A 12,430-nucleotide genomic window follows, 5' to 3' on the forward strand; every position below is an offset into this window, starting at 1 on the left:
GGGAACGGACAGTTCCGGTCTCAGCCATGCCGGGCGCCCGCTCGCGCTCCGGATCCCGCTCGGCAATCCCGGACTGGCGAAGTCGGGGGTGGCGGCGTGTTCGCCCTCCGGAGTTCCGGGCTCGCCCGTCAGGCGCCCGCGGCGGCGAGTTCGGCCCCGAAGCGGTCCTGCGCGTAGCGCTCCACCGAGAAGGTGTCGTCGGGCAGCTGCACCATGAAGCGCTCGGCCACCTCGGTCAGCACGATGTCGGGCCGGACGCGCTCGATATACGGCCAGTCCAGCGAGGTGCTCCAGACGAAGTGCACCTCGCGGAACGTCTCGGCCAGCATGATCGTCAGCATGTACGGCATGACGTGCGAGAAGGAATCGCCGAACAAGACCAGCCGGCGCGGGTCGGTGGCCTCGGTGTTCCCGTAGATCACGTGCGCACCGACATGCAGCGTGTGCAGCAGGCCGGCCTTCTCCCGGGCCTCGACGATCGGGCTGCCGTAGGTCCGGACCGCGTCCTGCTGCATCAGGACGGTGCGCGAGCGCGCCCGCCGGGGTGGATCGAAGGCGCTCCCCAGATCGCCGTCGTGGTCGGTCTCGAAGGACGGCCGCTCTCGCAGGTCCTGCCGCGGCTCGGCGCCCAGCGCCCGGCAGATCTCCGCGTAGGCGAGATAGCAGCCGTCGGCGGACCAGTGGGTGTCGGTCCGGCAGTAGAGGTCGGCCGCGTCGCGCTGCGCCCGCATCGGCGTCACCAGATCGATGCAGGTCTGCCGCCAGCGCTTCCGCCGGCGCCAGGCCGCGTACAGCCCGACCGGACCCGGGAAGCGGCCCGCCGGGGGCTCGCTGTGGAGGAGGCGGTAGGCCGGCGACGCGCCCGGCCGGATGGTGAGCCCGTCGAGCCGGTGATCGTAGATCATCAGCTTCTCCGGGGCGACGACGTGGCGGTACAGGATCCCCTGGGCGCGCAGGCGCCGCTCCCGCGTCGTCACGAGGCTGCGCCACTGCCAGATCAGCTCGGTCGTCTCCCCCGGCCGCTCGTACTGGCCGAGCACGTCGTTCGTTCCCGTCTTCAGGAACAGCCAGCCGTCCTGGCCGACATGGATGTGATCGGGCGTGCTCGAAGCCATGACGCACTCGTGAGGCGGGTCGCCCGTTCCGGCGGCCGCCGATGTCGAATTCGGCCGCAAGGCGCGGGATGCCGGAGCGGCGGCGGACCGGCAGAGTGCCGCACGCGTCATCCACCACCCGGCAGGCCCCGTCATGCCCCTCCTCAACGCCCGCGCCAAGCCGCATAGTACGGCTGCCATGAGCCCCGTTCCCGCGACAGACCCCGGCGACGCCGAGCGCTGGGCCGCCCTCGCCGCCCGCGACCCGCGGGCCGACGGCACCTTCGTGTACGCGGTCCGCACCACGGGCGTGTACTGCCGCCCGAGCTGCGCCGCGCGCGCGGCGCGGCCCGAGAATGTCAGCTTCCACCGGACCTGCGCCGAGGCCGAGGCTGCCGGCTTCCGGCCGTGCCGCCGCTGCCGCCCGGACGAGCCCGCCCTCGCCGAGCGCCGGGCCGAGGCGGTCGCCCGCGCCTGCCGCCTGATCGAGACGGCGGAGACGGTTCCGTCCCTCGCCGCGCTCGCCCGCGCCGCCGGCCTGAGCGCCTACCACTTCCACCGGGTGTTCAAGGACGCCACCGGCGTGACCCCCAGAGCCTACGCGGCCGCCCACCGTGCCGCCGCCGTGGCGCGGCGGCTGCCCGGGGCCGCCTCGGTGACGGAGGCGCTGTACGAGGCCGGCTACGGCGCCGCGAGCCGGTTCTACGCGGCGGGCGCGCCGCGGCTCGGCATGGCGCCCGCCGCCTACCGGACGGGCGGCGCGGGCCTGCGCATCCGGTTCGGCATCGGCGCCTGCAGCCTCGGCGCGATCCTCGTCGCCGCCACCGAGGCGGGCGTCTGCGCGATCCTCCTCGGGGACGCGCCCGAGCCGCTCCTGCACGATCTCCAGGACCGCTTCCCCGCCGCGGAGATCGAGGGCGGCGACCCGGCCTTCGAGGGCTGGATGGCGCGGGTCATCGGTCTCGTCGAGGCGCCGGGCAGCGGCCTCGACCTGCCCCTCGACATCCGCGGCACGGCGTTCCAGCAGCGGGTCTGGACGGCGCTGCGCAAGATCCCGGTGGGATCCACCGCGACCTACGCGGAGATCGCCCGGGCGATCGGCCTGCCGACGGCGACGCGCGCGGTCGCGCAGGCCTGCGGGGCGAACCCCGTCGCGGTGGCCATCCCCTGCCACCGCGTCGTGCGCTCGGACGGTGCCCTGTCGGGCTATCGCTGGGGCGTCGCGCGCAAGCGCGCGCTGCTCGACCGGGAGGCGGAGGCCTGAAGTCCCGCGCCTCCGGTGCTCCGTGCGGTCTGCCCCAGGGCCGTTCCCTTTCGTAGTGCGACGGTCCGGAGGAAAGGTGCCTCCGGTCGAGACAGCCGCGACTTGCCCCGCTCCCGTGCGGGAGAGGGGAACCGCGCCTCGCTCAAGACGGGCTCGGCGATCGTCACTGTCCCGACGTGGCCGGGGGCGGCGCTAGCGTCGACCGCCGCCAGGGCCGCCGAAACCGCCGCCGAAACCGCCCCCGCCCGGGCCCGGGCCGGGGCCTCCGGGCGGACCGCCGAGGCCCCCGGGGCCGCCCGGGAACGCCCCGGGGCCTGCCGGCGGCGTGCCGCCGAAGCCGCCGCGCGGCGCTCCGAATCCGCCGGTGCCCTCCGATCCGGGGACGACCGCGCCCCCCGGCCGGGTGTCGATCGCGGGGCCGCGCGGTTCGCCGATGCCGCCCAGGCCGCCCTGGCGGCCTCCGGGCTCGGCGCCGAAGCGGCCGGGCGCCTCGTCGGGGAGGTTGCGGAGGTCGAGCCGGTCGCGCTCCCGCTCGAACCGCGGGGCGTCCGGCCGCTGCGGCTCGGGCGCGATGCGGTCCTCGATCCGCAGCCGCTCCACCGTCAGGTCCCCGTCCCGCGCGATCGCCGCGGTCAGCACCGCCCGCACGCTTCCGGTGCGCGGAACCTGCGCGCCCGGACGACCCGCGACGGCGTAGCCCGCGCCGACGTCGAGCCTACCGCTATCCCGGCCGATATAGGCCTCGATCGAGACCTGTATCAGACCCGGCGGGAAGGGCAGGCCGACCTGCGCGGCGTTGGTCACGGTGAGCACACCGTTCGCCGCACGGCCCGTCACCAGGGCGCGCCGGCCCGGCGGCAGGGCGTCGGCGCCCGCGAGGCGGAGGCCGCCGATCCCGAGGCCGCCCGCGACCCGCCGCACCGGGCCGGCGACGCGGTCGGGCCCGGTGTCCCGCGGCTCGATCAGGCTCGCCACGATCACGCCGTCGGGCCGGCGCAGCCCGCTCACGGCGACCCGCGCGCCCGGCTGCCACGCGCCGCCGAGACCCGTGGTCGAGACCCGCTGGCCGAGCACTACGAGCCGCCCAGGCGCGACCGATTCCACCGTCCCGACCACTTCGCTCGTGACGTCGATCCGCCCCGTGGCGAGTCCGCCGCCCTCGGGCCGCGCCACCACGTGGACGACCTGACCGATCTTCAGGTCGGCGGCCTTCGCGGCCGTGCCGTCGATATGCACCTCCACCTCGGGCGGATAGGCAATGCGCAGGTCGTTGACGACGATCGAGCCGAAGCGTCGGATCGTGCCGATCACGCCGGTGCCGCCGATGCCGCGGTCGCCCTCGCCGAGGGGCCCGCTCTTCGGCGCGTCGGTCCGCATCATGCCGGTCCCGCCGATGCCCTGATCGCGCGGGGATTCCTGCGACCGGACGGTGCCGGGCAGCACGGTCGCGGCGCCCGCGAGGAGGCGCAGGACGAACCGGCGGTTGAGTGTGGCGCGCACCGGCCGGCCTCTCACCGCTCGTCCGCTCGCCGCGCCGGCGGCGCCGCTTCGGTGTAGACGTACAGGCCGAAGTTCCAGCGATGCGTGCCGCCGGGATCGGTCTGGCAGGCGGCGTGCGCTTCCCGGTTGGCCTGCTGCAGCGCCTCCATGGCGATCTCGCGGGCGCGCGCCTCGAGCCGGGTCGCGAGGTCCTTGGACAGCCCGTCGTAGTGGACCGCCCGCTCGAGGAAGCGCGGCGCGTCTCCGAAGATGTTGGCGACGGCGGCCGCGATATGGTCGTGCAGGTTGCGGCCGAAATAGTAGAGCTGGGGCCCCTCGGCGCCGTCGCCCCTCGGTACGTAGGCGGCCTCGGCCAGCACGATCCGGTCCTGCGGATCCGTGAAGGCCAGCCCGCGATCGAGCCACTCGTCGAGGACGGCGCGCGGCCGCAGGTCCCGCGTCACGCCCGCGACCAGCGACTCGAACGAGGGTGCGCCGCCCTCGGCCGTGCGCGGAAGTTTCAGGGGCTGCCCCTGCGCGTCGGTGAAGGCCGGGTCGGCGATCCAGCGGGCGATGATCCGGCTGGTGCGGGAGACGACCGCCGGGACGGCGCTGACCGGAGCACCGGCGCCTCGCAGGCGCCGGACCTCCTTGCGGTGGATGCCGGTGAGCAGGGAGACGCGGCTGTCGGTCTGCTCCTTTCCGGCGAGGGCGAAGTCGTACTCGGCGACGTTCACGTAGAGCTCGCGCAGCAGGTCGGTGAGCGCCGGGAAGGTGATGCCGCGGGCGACGAGCAGGCGCACGAGGGGACGCAGCAGCCGTGCCAGCGGCGCGTGCAGGCTGGCGCCCTCCCGCGGTGTATCGGCAGTATCAGACATGGCCGCATCGTGACCGCTCATGCTGTGGGACACAATCCCACCGCGTGCGAAGGCGCACGCTGGTCCCTCAATTTCGCGTTGACGTGGGATTTTTGCACACGTAAAACGGCTTCGTGGTCAAATTTCCCACGAAATGCGGGGCCGGCCGATGACGATTGATACGCGAACGCTCGTGCCGAGGCCCCTGCCGCCGCTCACGCTTCCCACCGCCCAGGCGCGACGGGCAAGGCTGAGTGATCCCCTTCCGCGGCTCCGACGCCTCGTCTGCGTCGTCGCCGCGCTCACACTGCCCGTCCTCGGGGTCGCCGTCGCGGAAACGGTCCACCGCGCAGGTTCACCGAGGGCGCCGCAGGCCGCCGCTCCCGCCACCCCCTCAGGCGGGGCGGCGGCACCCTCGGGCGCCGTCGGGCCCCGACGCGCCGCGAGAACCCTGAGGGTCGCGGCACGCACGGGAGAGAACCGCGAGGTCCGCTCTTGATCGCCCTGTCCGGTATCGACCGCGCACGAACCGCGCCGACCTGCGGTGGAGCGGCCATTCTCGATCTCGCTCTCTGCCTGATCCTGTCCGTGACCGTCGTCGGGCTGCTCCTCCTGGCCCTCTGATCCCGCGGCTCCGCCGCGCGCCGAACGAGATTTCCATGAACGCACGAACCTCCGCAGCCCTCGCGGGCGCCGCATGCGGCTGCCTGGTCCTCGCCGCCCAGGCGGCCGACCTGCCCCGCCGCGCGCCGCCGCCACTGCCGTCGCTCCCGGTCTTCACCTGGACGGGCTTCTATGCCGGCGTGAATGCGGGATACGCGTTCCCGACCGGGAGCGGCGGCTTCACCGATCCGACCTACGGCACCGTCACGGGCGGCGGGCGGTCAGGCGGCTTCGCCGGCGGCGGCCAGATCGGCTACAATTACCAATTCACGCCGGGCTCCGGCGTCGTCGTCGGCGTCGAGGCCGACATCCAGGGCGCGGCCTTCGCCAAGGCGGACGCCGCCTATCTCGGCACCACGCCGTATTACAGTGTCCGACCGAGCCTCGACTATTTCGGCACGGTCCGCGCCCGGCTCGGCTACGCGTTCGACCGGGTCCTCGTCTACGGGACCGGCGGTTTCGCTTACGGCGGCGGGGCGCGCGCGACCGACGCGGGCGCCTACCCCTACACCCTGCCGTCGACCGACCGGACCGGATACGCGGCCGGCGGCGGCATCGAGTACGCCTTCACCGAGAAGCTCTCCGCCAAGGTGGAGGCGCTCTACCTCCATCTCGGCCGCGGAACGAACGCCGCCACGTACTACAACGCCAGTGTTCCGGCGTTTTATGGTGCCGGCAAACAGGACTCCGGGTTTGCGGTGGTTCGGGCCGGTGTGAATTACCGATTCTGAGCAATATTCGTTGGACGATAGCTTGACGGAGCGGTCAAGCTGCGTCGCAATGCGCTGCATTCGGCTTCGCGAATCTGTCGGCCGCGCGAGCCTGTCCACGGCCGAGAGATGTCGGTGAGGCCGGATACCGCGCGGGTGCAGCCCCGCGGGACCGCGGATTCTCTCCGACAGGATCGGCCGTGAGCATGCCCAGCTCGACCTCCCTCACGACAATGCTGCTCGCCGTCGCGCTCGCGGCCTGCACCGTCCCGGCGCGGGCGCAGGAGATCGTGCCACCCGGGCCCGACGGGCGCGGCGCCATCCTGATCTACGGGAATTTCTGCGGCCCCGGCAGCCGCGGGCCCAGCTACCCGCCGATCGACGCGCTGGATCTCGCCTGCGCGCACCACGACGCGTGCTCGCCCGAGCCGGCCGCGGGAACGCTGCCGACCTGCGCCTGCAACGGCCGCCTCCGCGTCGAGGCGGGGCTCGTCGCCCGCGATCCGGCCGCGCCGGCCCAGACCCGCCAGACCGCGCAGTTCATCTCGGATTTCGCCGCGGCGCTGCCCTGCCAGTAGGGCGCACCGCGGGACCGCTCAGGCGGCGTCGGCCGGGTTGGCGGCTGCCTTCGGGCCGCCCTTGGCGACGCCCACCAGGGCCGGGCGCAGCACGCGCTCGCCGATGACGTAGCCCGCCTGCACGACCTGCACGACGGTGCCGGCCGGAACCTCCGCGTTCGGCACCTCGAACATCGCCTGATGGCGGTTCGGGTCGAACTTCTGGCCCTGCGGCTCGACGATCTTCACGCCGTGGCGCTCGAGGGTCTTGCCGAGGTCGCGCTCGGTGAGCTCGATCCCGTCGATCAGCCCCTTCAGGGCGCCGTCGGCCGTGGCCTTCGCGTCGGCCGGAACGCTGTCGAGGGCGCGGCGGATGTTGTCGGCGACGTTGAGCACGTCCCGGGCGAAGTTGGTCACCGCGTAGGCGCGCGCGTCGGCGACCTCGCGCTCCGTCCGGCGGCGCAGGTTCTCCATCTCGGCGAGGGTGCGCAGCGTCCGGTCCTTGAGCTCGTCGCGCTCGGCGGTCAGCAGGGCCAGGGCCTCCGCGACCGGATCGACGGTGGCCGACTCGCTGCCCTGACCCGCGGGCGCGGGATCCTGGGCCGCGCCGGCACCGGCTTCGACCGTGGTCTGGCGCTGGTCATCCTGGGGCATGTCGTTGCTCGTCATCACGTTTCAGTCGTGGGCGGGAATCGGTGAGGGATGGTGGAATCGGCGCTGATATCTGGCCACGGAGCCGCGAAATCAACCCGTACGCTCACGCCTCGCGCGGCGGCGGCGCCGCCACCAGCGCCTCCAGACCCTCGGCCTTGAGCGTCGCGACGTCGTGGGCGAACACGTCCATCACGGCGGCCCGGATCGCGGCCTGCCGGTCGGGCTGCGTCACCCGCGTGCCGGTGAGGTCGGTGACGTAGAAGACGTCCACGGCGCGCTCGCCGAAGGTCGCCACATGCGCCGACGTGATGTTGAGCGACAGCCGGCTGAAGGCCGTGGTGAGCTCGTAGAGCAGGCCCGGCCGGTCGAGGCCGGTGATCTCCACCACGGTCTCCCGGCTCGACAGGGCGTTGTCGATGATGACGTCCGGCGGCACCGGGAAGGTCTTGGCGCGGGTGCTGGTCGGCGGGTGCTTGTCGGCCACGAGGTCGGCGATCTTGATCTCGCCCTTCAGCGCCCGCTCGATCGCCGCGGTGATGCGCTTGGTCCGACGCAGCTCGTCGTCGTCCCGCTCGAAGGCGCGCGAGATGAAGATCGTGTCGAGGGCGAATCCGTCCGTGGTGGTGAAGATCTGCGCGTCGACGATGTTGCTGCCGGCCGCCGCGCAGGCGCCGGTGACGATGGCGAGCAGGCGGGGATGGTCCGGCGAGTAGACCGTGATCTCGGTCACGCCCCGGACGGGATCGAGGGCGACGTCGGTCGCGCTGGTCCGCCCGTCGCGCACGACGTCGCGCAGGAAGATCGCGTTCTTGAGCTGGCGCGTGCCGTCGACCTTGAGCCAGTAGGCCTGGCTGTGGCGGGCCGCGTAGGCGTCGAACTCCTCCGAGCCCCAGCCGGGCAGCTGTTCCCGCAGGCCCATCTGCACGAGGCGCACCCGGTCGGTGCGGGCGATCTCGGAATGGCCGCCCGAGAGGTAGACCTCGGTCTCGTCGTACAGGGTGCGGACCAGGGTGCCCTTCCAGGCGGTCCAGACGCCGGGGCCGACGGCGGTGATGTCGGCCACCGTCAGGATGGTCAGGAGCTTCAGCCGCTCCAGGCTCTGCACGCTCGCGGCGAAGCGCTCGATCGTCTTGGCATCCGAGAGGTCGCGGCTCTGCGCGGTCATCGACATCAGCAGGTGGTGCTCCACGAGCCAGCGCACCGTCTCGGTCTCCGCCTGGTTCAGGCCGAAGCGCGGGCAGAGCTTCTCGGCGATGGCGGCGCCGGCGATCGAGTGGTCCTCCGGCCGGCCCTTGGCGATGTCGTGCAGCAGGATCGCCACGTAGAGCGCGGTGCGGTTATGGATCGAGTGCACGAGGCGCGAGACCAGCGGGTAGGTCTCCTGGGCCCGGCCCGATTCGATGTCCGCCAGCACGCCGACCGTGCGCAGCAGGTGCTCGTCCACCGTGAAGTGGTGGTACATGTTGAACTGCATCATCGCGACGATGCGGCCGAAATCCGGGATGAAGCGGCCGAGCACGCCCGCCTCGTTCATCTCGCGCAGCGCCTCCTCCGGCGCGTTCCGCGAGGTCAGGATCTCGACGAACAGCCGGTTCGCCTCGGGGTCCACGCGCAGCGACGGGTTGACGAGGCGCAGGGACCGGTTGGCCAGCCGCTTGGCGTCCGGATGGATCGCGAGGTTGTGCCGGTCGGCGAGCCAGAACAGCCGGATGAGGTTGACCGGGTCGCGCTCGAAGGCGTCCTCCGCGCGCAGGTTCACCCGGCCGTGGTCGATCCAGAAATCCTCCGCCTCCATGGCGGTCGCCCGGAACCGGTCGCGGAACCGGCCGATCCAGCGGTCGAGAACCGGCGTGCGCTTGGCGTGGCGTGCCTCCAACTCCGCGCAGACGATGGCGGTGAGATCGCCCACATCCTTGGCGATGCGGAAATAGGCCTTCATGAAGCGCTCGACGCCGGAGAGGCCGCCCCGGGCCTCGTAGCCGAAGCGCTCGGCGATCCGCGGCTGCAGACCGAAGGACAGGCGCTCCTCGGCGCGCTTCGTGGCGAAGTGCATGTGGCAGCGCACCCGCCACAGGAACTCCTCGCAGCGCTCGAACAGCGCGTACTCCTCCGGGGTGAACAGGCCGGCGCTGACGAGCTCGATCTGGTCGCGGACCCGGTAGGTGTACTTGGCGATCCAGAACAGCGTGTTGAGGTCGCGCAGGCCGCCCTTGCCGTCCTTGACGTTGGGCTCGACGAGGTAGCGCGAGGTGCCGGCCTTGGAGACGCGCAGGTCGCGCTCGCGCAGCTTCGCCTCGACGAACTCGGCGGCGGACCCGACCACCAGCTCGGCGTCGAAGCGCGTCACGAGCTCCTCGTAGAGCACCCGGGTGCCGAACAGGTACCGCGCCTCCAGGAGGGCCGTCCGGATCGTCATGTCGGCCCGCGCCTCGCGCAGGCACTCCTCGACCGAGCGGGTGGCGTGGCCGACCTTCAGCTTCAGGTCCCACAGGACGTAGAGCATCCCCTCGACGACGCTCTCGGACCACGCGGTCTGCTTGTAGGGCAGCAGGAACAGCAGATCGATGTCCGATCCCGGCGCCATCGTGCCCCGGCCGTAGCCGCCGGTGGCGACCACCGCGAGCTGCTCGCCGGTCGACGGGTTGTCGTTGGGATAGAGCCGCCAGACCACGGCGTCGTGGATCGCCCGGACCACCGCGTCGGTGAGATTCGACAGGGTCTGCGCGCACAGCAGCCCGTTGCGGTCCTCGAGGAGCTGCGCCTCGGCGGCCCGGTGGCCCTCCTCGATCACCCGGCGCAGCTGCGGCACCAGCGCGGCCCGGAGCTTCGTGGGCTCGCGGGCCTCGCGGTCGAGGTTCTCGAGAACCGTATCGAGGGCGGCGACGGGATCGAACATGGTTCCCGTTAGCATGATATCCCTAAGCCGCCAGCCATGCGGCGCCCGCCGCTATTCCGCGGCCGGCAGATCGAGGGCGAGCAGCCGGGCCGTGCGGTTGCGGGTCGCCGCCCGGGGCTCGGTCTCGCTCGTCTGCCGCCGCGCGTCGGCGATGGCCGCGTGGACGCCGTCGACGGCCAGGATCAGCGCGCTGACCGTCCGCGCGTCGATGCTGCGCTCGCGGGCGTAGCAGACCACGTCCGCCACCAGCCCGTCGGTCTCGATCGCGATCGCGTCGAGTTCGGCGGCGCTGGTCGCCGCGCGCACCTCGCGCATGATGTCGAGGAGCCGGTCGAGGACGAAATCGACCCGCTCCCGGCGCTTGCGGGCGAGGCGCTGGCCGAGCCACGCGAAGCCGGAGCCGATCGTGCCGCCGAAGAAGGCGAACAGGTAGATGTAGTCCTCGTAGCGGTCGAGGAAGGTCTGCTGCTCGCGCTCGAAATAGTCGACGGCGCCGGGGTGGTTCGGCAGGCGCGCCGAGGTCGCCGCCACCGTCGTGTCGAAGTCCGGCGCCTTCATCAGCTTGGCCACCGGCGCGGTCGAGGCGAGCCGCGAGCGCCACTCGAACAGGTGCTGCGTCGCAGAGGCGACCGCGACGCGGCTCACCGTGCCGCGGGCCATCAGGCGATAGGAGGCGCCGACGGTCTTGACCTCCTCGTCGGGCCGCTTCGGGCGGCCGCCGAAGGTGCCGGCCGGGATCGTCACCGCCTGCAACTCGGGGAAGCGCTGCAGGATCGCGTCGCCGTCCGGGATCGAGACGAAGCCGATCTTGCGGTCCGGCGCGCCCAGCTCGACGGCGCGGACGACCGCGGCCGCCGGCTTGGAGGCCGGGCTCGCGATCACCGCCACCGCGTCGACCCGCTTCTCGGTGAGTGCGGCCGTGACGTCGCCGACCTTCAACGGCACCACGACTACGTGGCCGGGCTCCGCCTCGGCGGCGTGGCCGGCCTCCGGCGCGTCCTCGCCCACGATGTCCGGCACGAGGTCGTAGAAGGAGAGCAGGTTCGTGAGGAACGACAGGTCGGCGCTGTGGCGGACCACGATGCCGAGCCGCTTGCGCGCCAGGGCCGGCACGTCGTCGAGATCGGCCGCCTCCGGCGCCGCGATGACCAGCGCCTCGTCGTGCAGGATCGCCAGGGTCAGCCCGTTCTCGGGCAGGAACACGTCCGGCCGCACCACCGCGAGGTCGGCCTTGTTGCGCTGGAGTGCCAGGGCGCTGTCGCGCACGTCGCCGTAGCGCACCACCTTGAGACGGACGTCTTCCCGCGCCCGGTCGAGGGCGCCCGCATAGGCCTCGATCAGCGCGGCCTCGGGCCCGTCCTGGGGGCCGACCGCCACCGTCAGGGTGTTCGGGCGCGACAGGTAGACGATCGCGGCCGCGGCCGCGGCGAGCCCCAGGGCCACGAGGACCAGGAGCCACTCGCGCCGCATCAGTACGGCCGCCGCGCCGTGCAGCCGCAGGCGCCATCGGCCCTGCGGAGTGCCGGGCGAAGAACGGTGGTTCGGGCCATGGCCGAGCCTGTCGCGTTGCGCGCGTTCCATACCCGAGTCATGGAACGCAAACCTGTCGAGATCGTGAAGAACCGGTGAAATCTCCATTCGTTGCAGGATCCGCGCCAGAAGGTCGCGACCGCGAGATCAAGCCGCCCGGCCCCGTGAGCCCGGCCTGGCTGGAGCGTGCGGCGCTCCACTATCTGGAGCGCTACAGCGCCTCGACCGAGATGCTGCGCCGGACGCTCGCGCGCCGCGTCCAGAAGCGCGCGCGGGCCCGGGGCGAGGATCCCGAACGCTTCGCCGACCTCGTGACGGCGACCGTCGCGCGGGCGGTGTCGGCCGGCCTCGTGGACGACGCGCGCTTCGCCGACACCCGCCTCGCCACCCTGCGGCGTCGCGGCACCTCGACCCGCGGCGTCTCGGCCAAGCTCGCCGCCAAGGGGGTCCCGCGCGACGTCGTGGAGGCCGCCATGCTGGCGGAGCGCGACGCCCTGCCGGACGGGGAGGCGGACGCGATCGAGGAGCAGGCCGCGCAGGCCTACGCCAAGCGGCGACGCCTGGGACCGTATCGCCGCCCGGACCAGCGGGCGACGCACCGCGACCGCGACCTCGCCGCCCTGGCCCGGGCCGGCTTCGCCTACGGCCTCGCCCGCCGTGTGGTCGACCGGGAGCCCGACGAATCCGGCGAGCCCGACGCGCCTTCGTGACGGGTGCGGCATCGCG

11 protein-coding genes are annotated in these 12,430 nt (G+C 72.9%); 5 read left to right on the plus strand and 6 right to left on the minus strand.

Features of this window, described 5'->3' with window-relative positions; all coding sequences use genetic code 11:
* Window positions 1-128 precede the first annotated feature (128 nt).
* Entirely contained in the window at window positions 129-1,115 is a 987-nt protein-coding gene (locus tag ACQKQD_RS14600) for an alginate O-acetyltransferase AlgX-related protein (RefSeq protein ID WP_427508700.1), read from the minus strand.
* A gap of 178 nt (window positions 1,116-1,293) precedes the next feature.
* On the opposite strand from ACQKQD_RS14600, the gene ada reads away from it, so the two are divergent.
* The gene (gene ada, locus ACQKQD_RS14605; protein WP_091976863.1) at window positions 1,294-2,358 is read left to right on the plus strand and encodes a bifunctional DNA-binding transcriptional regulator/O6-methylguanine-DNA methyltransferase Ada; all 1,065 of its coding nucleotides are present in this window, start codon (window positions 1,294-1,296) and stop codon (window positions 2,356-2,358) included.
* A gap of 192 nt (window positions 2,359-2,550) precedes the next feature.
* Here the strand turns inward: ada and ACQKQD_RS14610 are convergent, their stop codons facing one another.
* Complete coding sequence (locus tag ACQKQD_RS14610) at window positions 2,551-3,858, minus strand: DUF5666 domain-containing protein (protein ID WP_427508701.1); 1,308 nt, start codon at window positions 3,856-3,858, stop codon at window positions 2,551-2,553.
* 11 nt (window positions 3,859-3,869) lie between these two features.
* Window positions 3,870-4,715: a DUF6502 family protein gene (locus ACQKQD_RS14615; protein WP_132367216.1), complete on the minus strand. Its 846-nt coding sequence runs from the start codon at window positions 4,713-4,715 to the stop codon at window positions 3,870-3,872.
* Between the two features lie 474 nt (window positions 4,716-5,189).
* Here ACQKQD_RS14615 and ACQKQD_RS14620 point away from each other — a divergent pair, with 474 nt between their 5' ends.
* The 3 genes from ACQKQD_RS14620 to ACQKQD_RS14630 all read left to right on the plus strand — a co-directional run bounded on the left by ACQKQD_RS14620 (window position 5,190) and on the right by ACQKQD_RS14630 (window position 6,645).
* Entirely contained in the window at window positions 5,190-5,318 is a 129-nt protein-coding gene (locus ACQKQD_RS14620) for a hypothetical protein (protein WP_020092541.1), read from the plus strand.
* 35 nt (window positions 5,319-5,353) lie between these two features.
* On the plus strand, window positions 5,354-6,088 hold the full coding sequence (locus tag ACQKQD_RS14625; RefSeq protein WP_427508702.1) for an outer membrane protein: 735 nt from the start codon (window positions 5,354-5,356) through the stop codon (window positions 6,086-6,088).
* Window positions 6,089-6,273: 185 nt separating this feature from the next.
* Window positions 6,274-6,645, plus strand: coding sequence for a hypothetical protein (locus ACQKQD_RS14630; protein ID WP_427508733.1), 372 nt, complete (start codon window positions 6,274-6,276; stop codon window positions 6,643-6,645).
* An 18-nt stretch (window positions 6,646-6,663) separates the two neighbouring features.
* On the opposite strand, the gene grpE is transcribed toward ACQKQD_RS14630, so the two are convergent.
* The 3 genes from grpE to ACQKQD_RS14645 all read right to left on the minus strand — a co-directional run bounded on the left by grpE (window position 6,664) and on the right by ACQKQD_RS14645 (window position 11,644).
* The gene (gene grpE, locus ACQKQD_RS14635) at window positions 6,664-7,278 is read right to left on the minus strand and encodes a nucleotide exchange factor GrpE (RefSeq protein ID WP_026604829.1); all 615 of its coding nucleotides are present in this window, start codon (window positions 7,276-7,278) and stop codon (window positions 6,664-6,666) included.
* 103 nt (window positions 7,279-7,381) lie between these two features.
* Window positions 7,382-10,174 carry a [protein-PII] uridylyltransferase gene (locus ACQKQD_RS14640; protein WP_020092537.1) on the minus strand — a complete coding sequence of 931 codons (2,793 nt, stop codon included), beginning with the start codon at window positions 10,172-10,174 and terminating at the stop codon, window positions 7,382-7,384.
* 51 nt (window positions 10,175-10,225) lie between these two features.
* Window positions 10,226-11,644 carry a TAXI family TRAP transporter solute-binding subunit gene (locus ACQKQD_RS14645; protein ID WP_091679401.1) on the minus strand — a complete coding sequence of 473 codons (1,419 nt, stop codon included), beginning with the start codon at window positions 11,642-11,644 and terminating at the stop codon, window positions 10,226-10,228.
* 224 nt (window positions 11,645-11,868) lie between these two features.
* On the opposite strand from ACQKQD_RS14645, the gene ACQKQD_RS14650 reads away from it, so the two are divergent.
* Window positions 11,869-12,414, plus strand: a complete 546-nt coding sequence (locus tag ACQKQD_RS14650) for a regulatory protein RecX (RefSeq protein WP_427508703.1) — start codon at window positions 11,869-11,871, stop codon at window positions 12,412-12,414.
* Window positions 12,415-12,430: the final 16 nt, after the last annotated feature.

The sequence above is a fragment of the Methylobacterium sp. NPDC080182 genome, from assembly GCF_050281105.1.
GTDB lineage: Bacteria > Pseudomonadota > Alphaproteobacteria > Rhizobiales > Beijerinckiaceae > Methylobacterium.